General features: G+C 44.0%; 17 protein-coding genes. All 17 read right to left on the reverse strand.

From position 1 onward, the window contains the following. Positions 1 to 398 precede the first annotated feature (398 nt). Positions 399 to 956 carry a hypothetical protein gene (locus AB4114_RS30185; protein ID WP_441991718.1) on the reverse strand — a complete coding sequence of 186 codons (558 nt, stop codon included), beginning with the start codon at positions 954 to 956 and terminating at the stop codon, positions 399 to 401. 230 nt (positions 957 to 1,186) lie between these two features. Further along, positions 1,187 to 1,633 carry a VOC family protein gene (locus tag AB4114_RS30190; protein WP_441991719.1) on the reverse strand — a complete coding sequence of 149 codons (447 nt, stop codon included), beginning with the start codon at positions 1,631 to 1,633 and terminating at the stop codon, positions 1,187 to 1,189. A gap of 85 nt (positions 1,634 to 1,718) precedes the next feature. Continuing rightward, positions 1,719 to 2,654 (reverse strand): sigma-70 family RNA polymerase sigma factor, encoded by a 936-nt coding sequence (locus tag AB4114_RS30195; protein ID WP_441991720.1) that lies wholly within the window; start codon positions 2,652 to 2,654, stop codon positions 1,719 to 1,721. A gap of 540 nt (positions 2,655 to 3,194) precedes the next feature. After that, a complete protein-coding gene (locus AB4114_RS30200; RefSeq protein WP_441991753.1) occupies positions 3,195 to 3,314 on the reverse strand; it encodes a phosphotransferase in 120 nt (39 codons plus the stop codon). Between the two features lie 116 nt (positions 3,315 to 3,430). Further along, the gene (locus AB4114_RS30205) at positions 3,431 to 3,883 is read right to left on the reverse strand and encodes a hypothetical protein (protein ID WP_441991721.1); all 453 of its coding nucleotides are present in this window, start codon (positions 3,881 to 3,883) and stop codon (positions 3,431 to 3,433) included. Between the two features lie 144 nt (positions 3,884 to 4,027). Continuing rightward, positions 4,028 to 4,465, reverse strand: coding sequence for a hypothetical protein (locus AB4114_RS30210; protein WP_441991722.1), 438 nt, complete (start codon positions 4,463 to 4,465; stop codon positions 4,028 to 4,030). Positions 4,466 to 4,603: 138 nt separating this feature from the next. Further along, complete coding sequence (locus AB4114_RS30215) at positions 4,604 to 4,909, reverse strand: hypothetical protein (RefSeq protein ID WP_441991723.1); 306 nt, start codon at positions 4,907 to 4,909, stop codon at positions 4,604 to 4,606. 771 nt (positions 4,910 to 5,680) lie between these two features. After that, entirely contained in the window at positions 5,681 to 6,688 is a 1,008-nt protein-coding gene (locus tag AB4114_RS30220; RefSeq protein WP_441991754.1) for a zinc-dependent alcohol dehydrogenase, read from the reverse strand. Further along, positions 6,688 to 8,961 carry a helix-turn-helix transcriptional regulator gene (locus AB4114_RS30225; protein ID WP_441991724.1) on the reverse strand — a complete coding sequence of 758 codons (2,274 nt, stop codon included), beginning with the start codon at positions 8,959 to 8,961 and terminating at the stop codon, positions 6,688 to 6,690. The genes AB4114_RS30220 and AB4114_RS30225 overlap by 1 nt, the downstream gene beginning before the upstream one ends. Before the next feature lie 39 nt (positions 8,962 to 9,000). Then, positions 9,001 to 9,876, reverse strand: coding sequence for a carbohydrate ABC transporter permease (locus AB4114_RS30230; protein ID WP_441991725.1), 876 nt, complete (start codon positions 9,874 to 9,876; stop codon positions 9,001 to 9,003). Beyond that, positions 9,870 to 10,835 carry an ABC transporter permease gene (locus tag AB4114_RS30235; RefSeq protein WP_441991726.1) on the reverse strand — a complete coding sequence of 322 codons (966 nt, stop codon included), beginning with the start codon at positions 10,833 to 10,835 and terminating at the stop codon, positions 9,870 to 9,872. Before AB4114_RS30235 ends, AB4114_RS30230 begins: the two co-directional genes overlap by 7 nt. Before the next feature lie 83 nt (positions 10,836 to 10,918). After that, positions 10,919 to 12,529 carry an extracellular solute-binding protein gene (locus tag AB4114_RS30240; RefSeq protein WP_441991727.1) on the reverse strand — a complete coding sequence of 537 codons (1,611 nt, stop codon included), beginning with the start codon at positions 12,527 to 12,529 and terminating at the stop codon, positions 10,919 to 10,921. Between the two features lie 268 nt (positions 12,530 to 12,797). Further along, positions 12,798 to 13,733 carry an ROK family protein gene (locus AB4114_RS30245; RefSeq protein WP_441991728.1) on the reverse strand — a complete coding sequence of 312 codons (936 nt, stop codon included), beginning with the start codon at positions 13,731 to 13,733 and terminating at the stop codon, positions 12,798 to 12,800. Positions 13,734 to 13,738: 5 nt separating this feature from the next. After that, a complete protein-coding gene (locus tag AB4114_RS30250) occupies positions 13,739 to 14,419 on the reverse strand; it encodes an N-acetylmannosamine-6-phosphate 2-epimerase (RefSeq protein ID WP_441991729.1) in 681 nt (226 codons plus the stop codon). 21 nt (positions 14,420 to 14,440) lie between these two features. Then, on the reverse strand, positions 14,441 to 16,306 hold the full coding sequence (locus tag AB4114_RS30255) for a hypothetical protein (RefSeq protein ID WP_441991730.1): 1,866 nt from the start codon (positions 16,304 to 16,306) through the stop codon (positions 14,441 to 14,443). Between the two features lie 69 nt (positions 16,307 to 16,375). Further along, positions 16,376 to 17,950, reverse strand: a complete 1,575-nt coding sequence (locus tag AB4114_RS30260) for an FAD-dependent oxidoreductase (RefSeq protein ID WP_441991731.1) — start codon at positions 17,948 to 17,950, stop codon at positions 16,376 to 16,378. Then, positions 17,947 to 19,833, reverse strand: coding sequence for a glycoside hydrolase family 3 N-terminal domain-containing protein (locus AB4114_RS30265; RefSeq protein ID WP_441991732.1), 1,887 nt, complete (start codon positions 19,831 to 19,833; stop codon positions 17,947 to 17,949). Before AB4114_RS30265 ends, AB4114_RS30260 begins: the two co-directional genes overlap by 4 nt. Positions 19,834 to 20,107: the final 274 nt, after the last annotated feature.

Here is a 20,107-nt window from a genome sequence, read left to right on the forward strand (position 1 = left end):
CTCCTTGATATGTTATTTGGATCTGTCGCTGGCCAGCAACTGGGATCCTTTTAACATCATACCAAGGAGTCTTTTTATTTTTCAAACCTCGTATTTCTACAAAATAGGAATGCTGCCCGTTAGTTGAACAAAGGCCGCAACCGGCTAATCCCATGAAGAATTCAATTGCTTGACGTACTCTTTAATAATCCGAATCACGAGACACAAATGTGTATTGTATTATGAAAAATGACCCTCAAATATGCATCGTTCAATTACCGCGGAGAAGATATCATCATTATGTCTATCAATGGAAAACAATACAACTTCTTGTCTTTTGGAAAAGACAAGAAGTTGTATCCATAAAATAAAAAAACCGCGTCATTCGCGGCTGATAATGCATAAATGTTTTTGTCCTCTTACATTAGCGTAGCGACATTAGGATTTAGTTTTGAATCCACATCAACTCTGTTTACATATTTGATTGTAATAAAATTAGAACTATCTGCTCTGTGAAGAATTTCTATTTTTGAACCTGATAATAACTCCACTTCAAACCCGTTATTATTAATTTGGCGATAGTTTTGAATCGTGCCTTTATCTTTTAGTTTGTTCAACTTTTCCTGATAGAAAGATTTAAAATCACGATCGTCTACATAAGACAAATAAAACGGCGAACAAATATTTGATTTTCCTTTAAATACAGTTCTTTTAGGAAGAGGGATTGCAATGTTTTTAAGTTCTTCTTCATATTCGCATTCAAATACTTTGCTTGGGAACAAATAACTTTTCACATAGTTATTATATGTTCCATTCCAAAAGTAACATTGAAAAATAATAAAAATAGGTATCGAAATAATCAAAAGAATAAAAGGAACTTTTTTACTTTTGGCTCCTTTTAAAATCACAATAAGAATAAACAGACCAATAATCATAATAATTGTATAAGGTATGTATAGAAAAATATTCCATGTCATTCTGTTTCTTCCTTTCAAAAATATATTATTATTGATCCTCCCACTTAATGCTCCTTCGAGTATAAGATTTGTAGTATTTTCCACAACGCCATTGCAGTATCCTGCCCTTTAGCTTAATCAAAATGGAGCAGTTGCCACAGCAATCTGCTCCATTATTCGTTCAACTATCGTTATCCGTTCCATTGCATATGGACATTTCAAATGTGGGTCAACTTGGATTAAACAAGCTATTAACCTTGTTCTACTTCCTGCCAAATGTTGAACTTGTTTCCGTCCGGATCTTTGAACTTGAATTGCAAACCACAGTTTCCTTGGTCGTTTAGCGGCTCGACGTAGACTCCACTTTCGCGAAGTCGTTTATGGACCTCTACAATATTCTCAACCTCGAACGTCAGAGAGAACATTTCATATTCGTCGCCTTCCCATTGATCCGTCATGAAGTTTGCCGTTCTCTTCTCTTTCGTTTCCAAAAGGAATAACCATTGCCCGTTGCCAAGCACAAGGATGGCTCCGTCGGCAGGCCCGCGGGGCTTAACTGTAAGTCCTAATGTCTCTTTGTACCACATGGAGGCAATTTCCACGTTAGATACGGGTAAGTAGTTGTGAGAGACTCTCTTTAACATCGGTGCTTTTGCTGCTTGTTGTTCTTTTGTTTTATTTAATTCTTTTTCGGCCATGTAAGCTCCACCTCTCATTATAATTCGTATTTCTATATATAGACGATTCGACTTCATCAAAGCCGTCGCATCCAATTTCTTTTTTCTATTTTTTTTCAACCGCATGATATAAGTTGCCGTCCGGGTCGTAGAAAACAAATTGCTTTCCGACAAAATGATTCGTATGGATCGACTCTGACTTGACTCCGTCACGTTGCAGCTTATACCAAAGTTGTTCTACATCGGACACCTCGAAAGCCAACAAGGGTAAATCGCTTGGCAGATGAGTATGGCACTCCAACAAATACAATTCATGTCCGGACCCTACTAATAGATTGCCACGTCTGCTGATTCCCAGCTGAAAATGACGGACGAACCAGTTTAGAACCGACTCTCGATGAAGTACGGGAATATAGAAATGTCCTGCACTTCTTAATACTCGTTCCGAGACTTTCTGTTCGAATTTCTGATCTAAACGGTGCATTCGAAAAAATTGTTCGAAATCGTCAGCGAGGTGACGCTTAAGCATTTCTCTGGCCCTCCGAATACGGCTTTCTACAGCGGACAGAGAAATATTCAAGAACTTACTAATTTCCCTCATTGACCATTCGCTTAAGTAGTGAAGTATGATTGCCATTTTGCTTGTCTGCTCTAGATTTTGAATGGCATTCCAGATCGTTTCTTGCATTAAACGCTGATCTAACCATGTATCAACATTATTTATGGAGGGGGCGACCTCATCTACATAAGGCAAAGTTCGTTTTTTCTTTTTCACGAAATCGAGGCTTGTTCGACAAACGATGGTATATAACCAACTACCCAATTTAGAAGGATCTTCGAGGGTATGCAGTCGATGATAGCATTTAAGAAAAGCTTCTTGTGTTGCATCCTGTGCTTCATGAAAGTCCCCGATAATACTGATGGCAACGGAAAACATAGCGTTAGAATATTGAAGCACGATCTGCCGATATGCATCGAAATTGCCATTTTGGGCTTCGATTACGAAACAATGATTATAGGACTTCTGCTTATCTTCATCCATACCAATACCGCCTTATAAAGAGTCATAAACATACCTTGTAGACTGTCTAAATATACCAGTAAAAATCCAATTCTGAAAATAGACTATTGATTGTGATTGGAGTAAAACCTACTTATTCAGTTAGATGGTACTGATGAGTCTAGCTGATTCCGCTTCATTGATACTGAAAATATTTCTCCGAATCCAAATCTAATCGAATCGAATTATTTTCACACATGACACCAAATACTTAAAATATATAAAATAAGAATTCATGTCATGTGTAACAATCCTGCCCGTTAGCACAACGAGACTGCCGATCCATACCGGCAGCCGCGTTTTAGTTATTTATAAACGTCTAAAATAATCTATTCATTAGGGCATTCGCCTACTCTAGCCATAATAATCACAGATAGATAATCATGTATCATTTCTCGGGAAACATTCATTTCAATAAGATATAAATCTGCCAGCGTTTTCTTGAACCGCAGAAGCTCTTCTCGATCATATGAACCTGCTGGAACTGGTGTATATTGCACCAAAAAAACAGTTCTTGCAACATCATATAAAAAAATCCCCGTGGCACACATTCATGAAATCTAGAACCAGTGTGATACCATTTGATAATATAATGTTACCTGGATGAAAATCACCATGACAAAGCTCTTCGCAACAAATGATTTATTTATAAAAGTATTTGCAAAGCGACTAAACTATCCTATCCATAGCGTAACGGACAGCATTATACCCATTTGCTAGTAAAAAATGATCGTACCAAATCGAGCTCGGGAATATAATTATATCCACGTTTGGAACGATTTATTGACCATCTTTACATTGTTCATTTTTGCCCAACTCTTTAAATCCGGAATACCTCTATCTTCATCCCTTGAATACCTAAATGCCATATCTAATGGGACGATCTTCCTCCTGTGAGGTAATATCCCGATAACAGGCTTAAAGTACCCCTTGGTCATTATCACTTTAATATCCCCCGAAGTAAATAGAACTCCATTTAATATGATCTTGTCATTGGATAAGCATAACTCGGTAGGTTTCTTGAAGAATGTTCTGTACAATGCGAGTAACAGTACAACTAAACAAAGAAGTATCACCGTTACCGAAGCATAATATACTCCTATCCGATCCCATGATCTCAGTACAAGAATAGATTGACTACATATAATAGCAATCATGCCTAAAATGGTTCCAACCCTTGGAGGACTCTTAACCAGATACTTTATTTCCATCAATATGGCCCCTCCCTTGTTTCAAATCCCTAATCCAAATATACCGCATATTGGAACTATCCTACCCGTTACTTTAATAAAAACAGGGAACAGCTGCCGCGGCAATCTGCTCCCTGTTTATGTGGTATCGTTATCTGAGGGAGTTTAACGAGTAATTGTACTGAGTGTTAGAGTTTCTATCTTCCCACTGTATTTTATAGTGAGTTTGAAAACGTCATCTGTAGTGAGTTTAATGGTAACAACATCTGCATTTGCTTCAGATGACGTGTGAAAACTTCTAACTCCTTGTAATTCCTGAGGATATTGGCTTTCAAACTTAAACCCTTCTCCGCCAACTAATTGATACTCAATTGGTCCGATTTTTGCTTCTCTGTTACCCCCAATATTTTGAATATATATCGAATCAAACAATGAATTTTTAACTTTAAATATTGAAAAGGTGGCAAGCCACTCTTCTCCTTCCCCATAATAAACAACCTCATCTGACTTTTCTTTTAAATTAATATCTGATTCTTTGTTTGTACAACCTGAAATAAATAAAAGAATCGATAAAGCAAGAGAAAATACAATTCGATATTTCATTAGTTCAATAACACCTCCTACTTCTACAATTACCAGTATTCCAAATTATACCATATGGGAAAACGTAATTTTAGTTAGCCTGCCCGTAAGGAGCTGCCGCGACGCAAGCCCCTTAACTATAGTTCCCAGTTAGTTCATCTATCCTTTCTTCAAATAACTTAAAGACAATAAGCCTTTGACAAAACATGCCATACTGATAGCCCAAATTACGCCGATCACAGCAATAGTTACAGAGTTATTTATTGAACTTGCAAAAGCCCTAGTTTCAAGTAATCTTATCCAAGTCAATGCACCAAAAGTGAATAATAGCAGATGACCCAAAAACCACCCAAAGCCATGCTTCTTAAATTTTATCATCAAGCCAATCACTAGCACTACAACAGGAATCATTACAATTAGTAAGCCTACTCTCAGTAATACAGTGACTTCTTCTTCCATAAGCATGAAAATCACCACCCCGATCTTAAACCTAACAAATAATTCCATATATGTAGACTCTGTAAATGCAATGAAAGTTGCGTTAATCTGCCCGATAAGCTTAATAAGCTGCCGATGAAATTTCACGGCAACCTCAAAATTCATTAGTAAAATGCGTTCGCTATTTCAATCCAAGAACCTATACCACATCTCGATTTACGGGACATAAGGGTGAATGGATTCCTAAAAAATGAACCATAAATACGTATTGTTCTGCTACTGTGGAGAACATATCACTTTCATGTTCTCCTTCGGATATCTGTGCAACTTCTTGTCTTTCGAAAAGGACAAGAAGTTGTATCCATAAAAATAAAAACCGCATAAACCGCGGCTTCTTATACATTTATGTTCTTGTCCTCCTACAAAAACTAAACCTGACCTCACGCAAGTTGGGGTATTCGCAGGATGACAAAGAAAGCACGGAGTATCGGGATACATTACGCAAAAAGGCTCTGACCTGTTCCGTTAGAAAGACCGACCTCCACCCCTTAGATAGATGTGACGAAGCTGACGAAGCTTAATCTCTCGTTGGTTAATTGACTAATCAAGATCATATTTTGCAAATGGTAAACTCCTTATTGAACCAACAAAATCCCCATCTGTTTTATTCAATATTTCTCTTTTAATGATTTGAAAAATAATTGACTCCCCCCACTCATCCTTTCCTTTTATCCCATTTGAAGACAACCAGTGTGTGTTTCATCTTTATCTCCTATACTGGGAGCGCTCCTTCAACTATTAGCTCCCCACTCCGTACCGAATCAATGTCCCCATCGTAGTTGATGGCGTCATGTAGCTTTCATAGGCCTCTTCTACACGGTCAATCGGATATATGCCGCTAATTAGCGGCCGAATACAGATGCATTTCTCAGCAAGCAGCCGTATGTATTCCCTTGTGTTACGGCCCTCCGTCCAACGTACATAACCTAATGGATAGTCCATATTTTCCCGTTCATACTGGGCGTCATAACGGCCGGGGCCTCCTGCTCGAGAAATGAGCACCTGAGCTTCTTTCCCGAACATCTTCCCTCTCGAGAATTCAGTGGTTAAATCCCCGACAACTACCACCTTCCCACGATCACGAATCCAATTAAACGAGCTGTTCATAAGCTCTTCACCATTCCCGCTTGCACATAAGAGGACACTATCTGCGCCACTACCTCCCGTAGCTTCCGCGAGACCTGCTTCCAAGTCCTCTTGCTTGTCGTAAGATCGGCTTACTCCACACTGCTTAAGGAACGCCACACGCTCGGTATTCAAATCATAACCAAGGGTGGGATAAGCAGCGGCAGCCGCAATTTGAGCAGTAATATTCCCCAGGATACCTAATCCAACCACGACTGCCGACTCTCCAAATCTCAGATCAGCTGTCCGTAAAGCATGAATGGCTATGGCTCCAAGTCCAGCGAAGGCTGCCTCTTCCGGGCTGACATGCCCGGGTACAATCGCGGTAAGATTAACCGGCACTGACATTAGCTCCGCATGTCGAACATAAGGGCCGCCATAGCAGGCGACCCTTTGTCCCGGATGCAGCGAAGTCACAGCTTTGCCCACTTTTTCTATGATTCCTACGGCGCTGTAGCCTAGTCCGATTGGTTTGTCTTTTGATCTGTTTGCAATCGTCAATTCCGTACCGGGACTGATAGCGGAATATTCAGTACGTATGAGGACGTGACCATCAAGAAGATCCGGCTCTTCTACGTCGATCGTTACGATGGATCCTTCTCTAGCGGCGATGGCTTTCATCATTTTTTCCTCCCAAGTAGTAATTGGTCAGTTGAAGCGCTCTTGCGAAATTCGCTCGGCGAGAAACCGAAGTATTTCTTGAATGTACTGGTAAACGTAGTGGAATTCAAATACCCGGTTTTTTCACTGATCTCGGAGACCGGCATATCGGTGTTCTTCAACAATTCTTTGGCATGTGACAACCTTACCTTGTTCAAATAATCAACAAAGTTGACCCCGAATGTTTTCTTGAAATAATTGGAGAAATACTTCGGAGATGTCTCCATTTTTTCGGCCATATGGTCCAAATGTAAATTGCTCATATAATGCTCTTCTATATACTGGGCAACGAAAGTAGGATTCAGCTTGCTTCTTTGTCCGTTCTTGATCTTGTCTGCAATGACCTTAACCGCTTGGATTAGGGTGCTTTGAATACCCTCATAATGGTAGGCGGCTTCCACTTGCGTATTAAATTCCAATTCCAACGCAAGGATGACTTTCGTTTCGATATTGCTCATTTCAAGATGCTTCAGTAAATAGTAAAACATCGTTTTCGCAACCGGCACCAACTGGTAATGGTGAATTCTCCGTTCTATATTTAAAGCAAAGATCTCATTGATAATCCTAATACATTCGGCAACATTGCCGCTTACAAGAAAGTTGGAAGATTTCTCAATCTCATCAAGAGGATAATAAACCTTCCACGTAAATCGGATAGAATCATAGTCGATAATTGGATCCTCAGAATGGATGTTTCGATAAACAAGGCAATGTGATAAATCCTGATATGCCTTATGGCAGTTCTCCGTTAAAGATGGATAAAGTCGGCTGACCGCAGTCAAGACGAAGCAATCTTTCCACAACTCTGTCTTCTCCTGCAGCACATAAGCGCGTAGTTGTTTAACAGCTAGCTCGCGCTCAGCCTGCTGCCCAAATCCTATCAACACCACAAACCTCAGATTTGATTGATGAAAAACAATCGCCTTTCCCGGTTGCTCACGTAGACCGTTCTGAATAGCTTGGGTATGTTCTTGGATGTTAAATGCCACTTTACCCGAATTGGGATGGAGATGAATAGTGGCTATAATAAAATATTTATTCTGAAAAAATTCAGTGAAATAATGCTGCAGTCGCTGTTCGGTTTCCCTTAAATGGTAACCATCGCCTAGAGCATTCAGAAAAGCGCCTTTGCGCATTTCTGAGTAGATGACATCTATCTGGGTTTTGAAGGATTCGTTCTCGTGCTGAATTTTGGCAATCCCGGTAAAGATGTTCCGAAAGTCCGCTCTTCCTTGATCCCATCCTCCTACTAGCTTGAGAATGTTCCGCACCGGCGTATATAAGTACATGCTGAGCAGAGCGGAAAGTAAGATGGCGCTCACGATGGCAATGATGATAATTTGTCGATTAGCATCCCCTACTGATTTCATATTCGCAAATTTGTAGGGAGCCTTGTTAATATACACAAAGTCGTTATAGTCCGATTTAAAAAGATTGTATTCGTAATTCTTTTTCTTCAGCGTTGCTTCTGGACCCTCTCCGACATTAAGATCATTCAGAACTTCAACGAGATCCCAGCTCTCCTCCGTGTTAAGGATCACATTCCGATTATGGTCCATTACGATCAGCGAAGTCCCCTGCATCATGGCCATTTGATTGACATGCTGGAGCAGCTTATCCGTATTTATAAAAACCAAAACATTCTGATTAGATAATTGATTACTTCCTAGAACGACAAGAAGCTTCCTGAGTGTATCCCCAACTCCGGAAGCCCCTATCTCCGAGTACCTCTCGGATGGAAACACCCGAAGTGGGTGCGTAGTTCCTGCAGTGGATTTCCAAAAATCGGCGTTATATGTTTTGTTGCTGTACTTTTGCCGAAAAAGGTCTTGCATTTGTATCGTACCTGCTGCCGTTATGGCAAGATTGGAATTGTTATTAAATACCACGACTTCTTCGATATAATCGATGGAGGAAACTAACGAACGAATGTCTTTCTGAGACAGATACACTTCGTGCATGTTGAGGATCCCGTCATCACTCTTATCCCAGGTATGGTAAGGCAACTGCTGAATTGAATAAATAATATCGTTAATATCTTTGAAGCTGTCGTCAAAGGAGCGGATCATGTTCTTGACAACCAGTTTGTTGTTTTCACTGACTTGGTTATAAACGCTAGTGAGTGAGTTTTTATAAACCAAATAATTAGAAACAAACATAAGGATCACCATCAAAAGAAGCGCGGAAAAAATTTGTAGAAATCCCTTATTGGCAATCATTTTCATTTTCCCCATCCGTGCACCCCCAACTATATACTTTCTATGAAGCGGGGCTTATCCCTTCTCTGAACCGAGCATAATTCCTTTGGCAAAATACCTCTGGGCGAACGGGTAAATTAAGAGTACAGGTACCATGGATATAAAAATAGTCGCGTTCTTCACAGCTTGAGGCGCAAGTGCCGCCTGATCAACCAATCCTGATTCTTTGGACATGTCAAAGAACAGCATGTCACGCAGAACGACCTGCAATGGATACAATTTCATATCATTCAAATAGATCATCGGAAGGAAAAAGCTGTTCCAATGCCCCATGAAATAAAATAACCCGATTGAAGCGAGCGCCGGCTTAGACAATGGAATGATAATGCTAAATAGAATCCTATATTCAGAAGCGCCATCAATAACAGCTGATTCTCGAAGAGAGCTCGACATTGCTTCATAGAAGCTTTTCAAAATCAGCAGCTCGATCGTCCATATTGCATTTGGAATGACAAGCGCCCACATGGAATCAATCAGATGGAGCTTCTGAACGATAAGAAACGTCGGGATCATACCACCGTTTAGAAACATCGTTAGCACAATAGCTATCATAAAGTATTTTCTCCCGAAAAAGCCGGGTCTCGATAAAGGGTACGCGGCGACGGCCGTCATAAGTAGGTTAATTGCAGTGCCTACCACGGTGTAAAGAATCGTGTTCATATAAGCTCTTGGAATTTTTGGGCTAGCCAATATTTCCTTGTACGCATCCAGATTAAAGCCCTTTGGCCATAGGAAAACCTTGTTCTGTACAATGCTAGCTGTATCGCTGAACGAGATCACCACGATATAAAGAACCGGATAAACCGTCACAATCGCAACGATAGATAGAACCAAGGTAAGGATCATATCGAACAGTGTCCATCTATTTTGGAATGGTTTTCTTTTTACCATAACCCTTTTCCCCCTGCTTTTTTGCTCACGATATTGGAAAACAGCAGCATGAGAAGGGCGATTATCGCTTCAAAAATCCCTACTGCAGCAGCATAGCTATAGTTAGTTTCCAGCAGACCCTTTCGATACACATAAGTCGAAAATACATCGCTAACCTCATATGTCATGGGGTTGTAAAGCAGGAGCACCTTCTCATAACCAATCCGAAACATCGACCCGGTTTTGATAATGAACAAAATGAGGATGGTAGGCATGATGCTGGGAATGGTGATATAACGTATCATTTGAAAGCGCGATGCTCCATCCACCTTGCCCGCTTCGTACAATGTCGGATCTATACTGGCAATCGCGGCCAAATAAATAATCGCTTCGTAGCCCATGTGCTGCCAGATTTCACTGGATACATAAATGGTCCGGAACCATTCCGGCGCAACCAAGAAATAGGTTCCCTTAAAGCCAAATGCATGTAAGACAGTATTCACCAAACCATGTGTCGGGGACAGAAAGTCAACAAGCATGCTGCTGACGATTACGACCGACAAAAAAGCCGGCAGGTAACTGAAAGTCTGCACCATCTTTTTGAACTTCACATTTCGAACTTCATTCAACAATACGGCAAAAATAATTGGAAACGGGAAAGCCCATAGCAGGTTGAACAGCCCAAGCAGCAGCGTATTTTTGAACAACAGGAAAAAATCGGGGCTGTTAAAAAATTGTCGGAAGTGCTTCAAGCCGACCCACTCGCTCCCCAAAATCCCTTGGTACACACTGTAGTCCTTAAAAGCGATAATTAAGCCGTAGAGAGGGCCATATCTGAATAGAATGAAGAAGACGATACAAGGAATAAATAGGATAAGAAGCTGACGATCACGCTTCATATGACTCCAAGTGGACTTAAGGCGAGAACTGGGAATGCGGTTACTCTGCCGCTGCGAAATCTCTGGTTGTGTCGCTCGCATGGGATTTCCTCCTATCATAAGGATAGAGCACCCGGATAGATCCCCACCCGGGTGCCGCTTCCTAGATCATTAATTTAACTGTATTATTTCGCTTCGTCGTAACGTTTTTGCGCAGCATTGTGGGCATCAATAAATTTGGTTGCGCCTAATTTTTCGGCATTTTGCTGCCATTCTTTCCACTCAGCTTCCCCAAACTCTTTTTTCATAACGTACTTCGTACTAAATTCGTTGGCCGCCTTCTCGAGTGATGCCTTAAGCTCCGCCAGTGTTTTAGTCTCCTGATCCGTAAACTTCAGGACAGGATCTGCAGGCTCAAACTTCTTATTTTTCACAATTTTATCTTGGGCTTCCTGCTCTTTCTCGGTAAAGCTGTAGTATACGCTGCGCTTATCTGGACGCAGGTACATGCCTTCAAGCCACAAGCCATACTTCTTCTCTAGGGCTTTGATATCTACGTTGGCTACATCCTTCAGCTCAGGATAAACGGGTTTGTTGTTTTCCATTTTGAAAGTTTCTCCCTCCACACCCATTGTAACAAGCGAGGAGCCGGAAGGACTGGTCAAGTAATCAAGCAGCTTTAAAGCAATTTCTTTATTACTGTTGTTCGCTACAACGATTCCGAAGTTGTCGATTTTCGGAAGGGTTCTAATATTGCCAGTAGGCCCGACCGGATTCCCATAGCGCAGGTTGTATGTTGGATTTTGAGCTTTTACTGAATTAGCGAACGCATCTAATCTTCCGATCCAGTCAAAAGTGACGAACGATTTATCGTTCGTGGTCATTTTCGCCGTCCAGGAAGCATCCGTGTCGGTAATAAACTCTGGATCCAGGAGTCCTTCGTTATAAAGCTTTTTCATAAATTCAAGCATATCTTTGTACTCGGGTTGGGTAGTGGCAAGTTTCCAAACCTTTGCTTTTTCGTCGTAATAAGCAGGTGTGCTCGCTCCGCCTACTCCCCATCCATATGACCAATCCCTGAAAATGAATTCCTTTGTTTTGGAAGCTACAGGATAGGATTGCGGATAGGTTTCCTTCAATTTTTTGAGTGCTTGATAAAACTCCTCGGTATTGCTCCACTCCTTAATACCTGCCTTATCAAATATATCTTTGCGGTACAGGAATCCGTGATTGACGTCACGCTGCAGGCCATAGAGCGGCCAAGCATACATGTTGTTCTTGTCATCAGACCAAGATTTCATGACCCAATTGTTCTCTTTATCATCAACATAAAGTTTTTTGAAGTTCGGAAGATCCTTCAAGTGTTGGCTAATTGGCTCAAGCGCCCCTTGCCCTCCCATCTTGTTCAGCTCGGCCAGCGTCTGTCCGTGAAAAATATCAGGAAGTTTCCCGGAGGCAACAATAACCTTTAACTTGTCTTTGTAGGTTCCCGAGGAATAGGCTTGAATGTCCAGTTTAATGCCTGTGCGTTTTTCAATCTCCTTGACAACCAATGAGTCGCCCAAATTCGGGTTATCGCTAACAAGCATCCAAGTAAGTGTCGTCGGTTTATCAACGATAGGAAGCTTTATTCCTCCAGTATCGCCGTAATTAGCCGTTGGTGCTGCCGATACTGGCGGTGCAGATGTTGGTGAAGCTGAAGCAATAGTGTCCTTAGGTTTATCGCTGCTACATCCTGCGACAAGCAAAGTTACCAGCGAAAGTGTTGAGAGTAAAGCAGTATTCTTTCTTTTCATTTTTCTTCCTCCCTTTAATTTTTTCTTGAGCCTAACAGCAAACAGCTTACTTGCCAATTCATAAACCAATGTAAAACCGTGCTGTGTAAAATTAGCATAAAAGCGCTTTCATTCAGCGTAAACAAAGCGTTTTCAGATGCCTTTTATTTTTCATAGGCATTCACCCCTATTTTCAAAAAAGGCTTATACATCGTGGGTTTGCACCGTGTGGAAAATCATAATACTGTAGAAAATAATAACATTCGGCTGACATTTGGCATTCTATTTATTACTTCCTACTCCTGCCTACTCTTGCTATTCCATCCATTGCAAGTTTGGCGGCTCCGATTAATCCGGCCCGATTACCTAACTGGGCCACCTCCAGCACCGTCTTCTGCCCTGATAGGGCATCCAGTTTCGACCTCAGATAGTCCCACCAAACATCGTGAGAATCGACCAGCCCTCCCCCAATAATAAACTTGTGGGGATCCAGCATATTGCGAATACTAATGATACCGGCAGCTAGATCAGCAGCAAAGACTTCAACTGCTCGGACTGCTCGTGGTTCTCCTTCCGTACACTGCTTTAGAAGAATGTGGCTATTCCATTGGGGTTCGATATTCCTTGCTATCCGGTTGAGAGCTGTCCCAGATCCATACTGCTCAAGACAGCCATTCTGCCCGCAATTGCACGGATGTCCTCCCAGAACCAGCAGGATATGACCGACCTCGCCCGCTCCTCCGTTTGCTCCATGAATAATTTCCCCCTTATGAACGATAGCACCGCCGACGCCGGTCCCAAGGGAAATAAACATAATAGGGCCTGTAAAGAAGGTGTCTCTCAAACCCATCCAAGTCTCTCCAATTGCTGCAGCATTCACATCATTATCGACAAAAGCAGGGAGTCCAAAGCTTCCTTCTACCAAATCCCTCAAGGGGGTCCCCGTCCAACCTGGCAGATTGTCTGTCGCATATAGAACGGTTCCTGCTACCGGATCAATTCTACCTGCAGATCCAATTCCTATAGCCCTCACATCGTCAGTGGAGATTTCCAACAGCTCTTCGATCAGTGTAAACAGCTCTCGAAGAATGCCTTCCCTGCCTTCCTTCACCGGCGTGCGTTTGACGAGTTCGGATTTAACTGTTCCGTCTAAGGACAACAGACCTCCCTTTATAGAGGTCCCCCCCAAATCAACACCTATATAATGTGATGAATTCTCTGTCATATTCGTCAACTGCCTTCCTGCATTGCGGAAAAATATTGCGCAGTTATCCACTGAGGACGTGTAATGGCTGAACCTACCACAACGAAATAGGCGCCATAACCCAGCGCTAATTTGGCATCTTGCGGCGTCGATATCCCACCCTCAGCCACTGTAGGGACATCCAGCGTCTGCGTCAATCGTTTCACCAAGTCTAAATTCGGAAGAGTGGTCTTGCTGTAAGGGGTATAGCCTGAAAGAGTCGTTGACACGTAATCCGCTCCCCATTTGGCTGCATTTACTCCTTCTTCATAGGTAGAAATATCCGCCATAACAGGGATTCCCAGCTGCTTCAGCTCTTGGATCACTTGGGACAACTCAAGTCCGTCTGGTCTGGGACGGGAGGTGGCGTCCAAGGCAACAATATTTGCTCCTGCCTGATAGACGGCGATAGCATCGGCAATAGTCGGTGTAATGTAGATGTCATAGCCTACGTAATCTTTCTTCCAAAGTCCGATGATAGGCAGATCTACAGCCTGACGGATTGCTCGTATATCTTCAGGACTGTTGGCTCTGATTCCCTGAGCTCCCCCTTCAAGGGCAGCCTTCGCCATAACCGCCATATGTTTAGAACCATAAAGCGGTTCATCCTGTAAAGCCTGGCATGAAACCACAAGTCCACCTTTTGTAATTATGCTGGTCATATTCATTCTAAATCTCTCCCTTAATCATCAATCAAAAAGTGACTCATTCAAAAGTCCTAATAGTAATCCCGACGAGGTGATAGCCTGGGTCCATCCGCTTTCCATACAATAGGGCCCCCAACCCGTATCTCCGTTGTTACCGAAGTATTCCTCGATTTTCAAATCATAAGCGCGCATCCACCCTCCATGATAACGGGGATCCGCACTGTTGATTTGGATGCGGCATATATAGGCAGACAAATCATCATATAGAGTCTTATACCTGGGTTGCCCAGTCGCCTTCCAAGCTTCCCAAATGTTCATCAAGAGAAAATTATTCGTGTAGAGCTGGTCGGCAATTCCTTCCCCATTATGAATGAATACGCCGGCATCTTCCTTCCCGAACCTGTCCGGATCCGGATTATCTGCTTCTTCGATCCCTCCGAGGCGGCTCTGATGAGAAAGTAGATATTCAACTATCCGCTCCAGTGTGGAAAGTGTCTCCCCGCTCTCATCGAATCGTCCTAAAAATCCAAGAGGAAGCACAAATCGGCTATACCCCGAGGTTCGGCTGTACATGAAAGTGAGATCTTCGATCCGAGAGGCCAGGTACAAGCTTCCTTTTAACGCTGTATCTACGTACTCCTGTTTTCCTGTCACCAAGTAAGCTTGGATGAAAGCGGCATGTGCGATGCTCTCAAAATGTGGATTTAAGCTGGGAGGCAGTTCCCCGGCTCCTGCTAGACCCAGCTTCTCGAGTTGTCTGCGGAATAATACGATTGGCCTGACTCCATTCCCATTCTGTGTGGAAAGAAGCGTTTCAGCAAGAGGCAGCCCCCGCTCCAGATACTCAGACCTTCCGGTTTTTCTATATAAATAAAGAAGGACTAAGCAAACCCAGGCGTTGTCGTCTGTGAACATTTGATCGGGGTAACGGCCTGGATAATCGTACCACTTAAACAAACCATAGGAAGGTGAATCCTTCTCCATATCCTGAAACCCGTTTTCAAACAAAGACGTCAATAGCTGATGAGACTTATCCAGATAGCGGGGATCTTTCTTCCATGTACCATACAAATAGAATAGAAGAGCCGTATGCGCCGTGCAGTCAGGCCTGCGATCCGAAGAAAGGGCGCCGGTTACGGAATGAATGTTCTCAAATACACCAGCGCTTCCGTCCATGGCAGGGAGAATACCGGAAGTCTCAAACCAACGGATACTGGCTTCCACGGCTTCGTCCGGGGAAGTCCCATTCGAAGTCTTTATAACTTCTGGCCAAACAATCAAAGGGAGCTTAGTTTTTGCCGCTAATGACTCTATGACCATTCCCCAACGGGAATAAGGTCTAAACGCTTCTTTCATTTCGCTAGAATAGAGAGAAAAGGAGCAGTGCACCACCAGGCCTGCACCCAAACGTCTTATGGATAAACCGGGATGTGCAGGAGATGACGTTCGTTCTTCCGCAAAGTGAGTCCCGTGAAACGAGCCAAATTCCAGCAAGGATTTGTTCGGTTCGTCTGGCATAGGAAATCCCAAAGCATAGGCTCCACTCCACTCCAGCAGCGCTCCTTGTTCGAGCCCGAACTCCTCATTTGCTCGTACTACCCTTAATTTTTCAAGCGTTCTGCGGGTCTTGGGGAAATCTTGCTTCCAGCCAAACAGCCTAGAACTAGAAAAATCAAAAGCTTCTAAAAGCTCCGCGTAGAGCAAACCTCCGCCCTCCACAAACCGCCATAAACGGGGCACCATGGGTGCGGGAATAATCGCAGGCTCGTCTATGCGGGATGATCCGATTAACAAGATTGCACCGTATTCTTCGATGTTTATGGATTCCAGTTCTTCCCACGGGAACCATCCAGCACCTTGACACGGGATATGATCGAGAGGATGTTTGGAACAAATTGCAATTTTCATGTGAAGCCTCCATCCTTTTGAATAAAAAATACGTTATTCCTACCAAGACAATCATTTGAACCTGATAAGTCACACGGCATGAATGGAAGGCCAAGTCAGCTCTACTCCAGCTTTTTTCAGCATCTCTTGAAAAGCGGCCAGTTCATTCTCTTGGCTGCGAACTTGATGCGGCTCTAGACCCCGGTCTAAAGCATACGCCGCCAACCACCCTGCTGCCTCTCCAATATTCCATTCAACGGGATGCAGTCGGTAGCAGCCATTCGTTATATGCGTCGTCCCTATATTCTTGCCGGCCGCCAGCAGGTTTCGCATGCGAATCGGCAGTAGAGCTCCCAAGGGAATATGGAATGGATAGCTGGAAACATCGATGTAAGAGCGCAGACCCGTACTCGGATGCAGATCGATTCGATAACAGCCAACTCCGACAGAATCCTTGTAGATCTCCGCTCCCCCTGTTCCTCTGAAAGCTGGGCTAAGATGCTGCTCTAGAACAGTCGTCACGGCTCTAATCCGTCTGGATTCCCTGATATAAGGGGCTTTGGCCAAACCATCTTCAGTTCCTACCACATCTGGACGCAGTCTAAGCCCAGGATACCCCTGCCCGCCGTCCGGGCGCGGAGCCTCTGTCTGCATCCAATAGAGTAAAGAAAGGCTGAGCTGCTTCGCGCCGTGAAGATGCTTCACCCGTTCCTCTTCAGAAACATCAATGATCGATCCTAGCCAATAGTCATTCTGCGGCCAATTGACCAATGTCATATCACTATCGAAAGTGCCTTCGGCGAAGTTTCGTTTGTCGATGATTCTTCTATACTTCCATAAGGAGAACGACTTTTCATCGGGAAAAAAGCTGTATCGGACAGGCTCCAAGGTATGAGGCACTAGCCCCATCCAGCTTAACTGGCGATCCGGCCAGAAATCAGCTTGATAGCCCCGCCAAAAGTCGTACTGCTCTGGCTTGGCAATGGTAAAGTCCTGACCTTCTATATGGTCAACTGCATAGCAGTAAGTGAAAGCTTGCATATCCATAGGATCAGGTGCCCCTGATAAAGCATGTGGCTCTCCCGTCTGATCTACGGATTCAGCCCCTGTTACATATTCTGTTCCACTTAAGGGCAGGAGCTCTCCAGTTTCTGTCGCGTCCAAGAAATAAGGAGCTTGAAGCACAATCTCTCCACCTTTGATCAGCTCCTTCACATGGACGGCTCTAATTCGGTCTCCTTCCGTTTCCACATGAATTGGGACATACCCCAAGAGAATTTCCAGCCGTCCGCTATGCACATAAGGGGCCAGCATATCCCTAAGAACAGCCAATGCTGCTCTAGGTTCATGAGCGATGCTGCTGACAATAGCATTCCCTGGATTGAAAAGAACTGCTGAGGGCGAGCCTGCTGCCAAAGGGAAATTGCGCTTATAATACTCACGGATTCGGTTCCTAAACTCCCTATAAGTTGCCGTACTACCAAACTGTTCTATCCACGGATGCTCATCAGGAGGCACTGCCTGATTCGTCAGTTGACCGCCAATCCAGTCCGTTTCCTCCGTCATAATGACCTTCCTGCCGGCACGCGCTGCCGCAAGTGCCGCTGCACACCCACCTGTTCCCCCACCGATAATGACGATGTCTGCCTTATGTTCATTCCTCATATTCCCAGCTCCTTACCCATTAAGTAGTCAACTGCAGCTTGCTGTAAAGAAGGCGCTCGATCGTACATCAAGAGCGCAGGTACATCTGGAAGGTGCCGCAGGTCATAGTTAGAACCGAAGTGAACGAGAATCACGTTCTTCCTCTCTCTAGCCATTCGATTAACCTCGGATAATACCTCAGGATTCATTAATTTATTGTAAGTGAGGGAAATAAGTAACGGTGCCGAGCTACAGGAATTCATCGCTTCCACGACTTCCTCGTAGCTCTCCAATCTCTTTTCCATAGCAAAGTCCGCATCCATACACAGTTGGTTACGAAATAGTTCAGTCTGCCGATCCCACAATAAACACCATTCCTTCGAACGCTCTCGCTGGGCAGTGAAGATCGGTTTCATTCCATGGACAGGTGTAACCGCCTTCTGGGCCAGCTTAAGGCTGACTTCTTCATGGTCGGGATTCGCCACATAACACCCATGATCCGTTAGCAGCTTTGACGCCATCTTCTCTCTATTCAGGCCATATTTCTGTTTGGCTTCCAAAATGCGGATAACGGATTCCTCGATTCTCTCCATCGAGATACGCCCTGTATTAACTGCTTTAATCACAGCTTCTACCATAGCGTCCTCCTCTTCAGGTGTCTGCCCTGTCGCAAGCAGGATATCAGCTCCGGCTTCAATAGCAAGGATACATGCATCTGGCAAGGAATATTGGGCCGTTACCCCTTTCATGGATAGGCCGTCCGTTACGATTAGCCCCTGGAAACCTAACTTATTTCGCAACCACCCCGTTGTGATCTCCTTCGACAGAGAAGCAGGACGGAGGGATGACTCCCAAGCAGGAACAGCGATATGGCCAACCATGACGGCTTCTACCCCGGCACTAATGGCCTCCCGGAAGGGAGCAAGCTCGAAGCTTTCCAGTCTTTCCGACTGGAAAGAAAGCACTGGCAACGCCAAGTGTGAGTCTACGTTCGTATCTCCATGCCCGGGAAAATGTTTTGCCGTCGCAATCAAACCGTGGTCTTGGTACCCTCTAATAACAGAACAAGCCAGTTCAGCAACAAGCTCCGGATCTTCCCCGAAGGAGTGGGTCCCGATGACCGGGTTATCTGGATTGATATTGATGTCCACTACCGGACTGTAGTTGAAGTTGACTCCCATAGCTAATGATTCCTCGGACGTTATTCGTCCTGATTCATAAGCCAGATTTACATCTCCCGACACCCCAAGCGCTTTATTTTTGGGAAAATGAACGGCTCCGCCCTGAAGCTTGCAGCCTGCTCCTGCTACATAATCCGCGGAGATGAAGAGGGGAATTCCCCTCCCTGTCCCTATAGCCGCTTGTTGAAGCCCATCTGTCAGGGTTCGAACCTGCTCGGGATCAACCAAGCTGTCCATATCCAGAAAAATTCCCCCAACCTTGCGTTTCACAACCAATCGCTTTGTCCGCTCTGAAAGCACAGTCCCTCGGTTGGTCAGAGTGAACAACTGTCCTACCTTCTCCTCCAAGCTCATTGTTGCCAGTATTTCGAACATCTTTGTTTCCCTCCACATACCTTTGGTCCCCTTCTCTTCTGCTTGTTTTACAACCTTTTCATGCTGCTGATTAACCAAGCTATTGGACGCATCTTCTTTATCTCGCTGATGTTCAGCTTGTGCTAAAGCATTTGACAGCTGCATGAAAACAGAGGTCATTATGCTGCCTCCAGCTTTGCCTTCCTCCAGAAGCCTTCTTATGGATTCCATATTGCTTACTACTCGGATCGTAACCGGTACAGTCTTGAGGGTTGCCCCATGAAGACTGACAGTTGCTTGCACTTCTGCTATTCCCGGATTTTTCCCAATTAAAGCTCCATCTCGGACATCAGCCACCGCCGGATCCATTACTGTGATTTGAACCTCACCTTCCGATAATCGAGCTTCTTGACCATTAGCCAGAACACCCTTTACCGTTATTAGCGAGTCCTCCCTGCGCGTGAACTCGTTGCTTCCAACCTCAAGCGTTACGTCCTTGAGCGGAACTGGAAGCCTATACAGCTTCGCACCTAACGTATAATAGACACTTCCGTCACCGCCTAGTGCTAGCAGATTTACCGTACCCTCTACGAAATACCCACCGCAACTAGCACTGCCAACACAAGCATGAACTATTTTCGAC

The organism is Paenibacillus sp. 2RAB27, assembly GCF_052115445.1.
In the GTDB taxonomy this organism is placed as follows: domain Bacteria; phylum Bacillota; class Bacilli; order Paenibacillales; family NBRC-103111; genus Paenibacillus_E.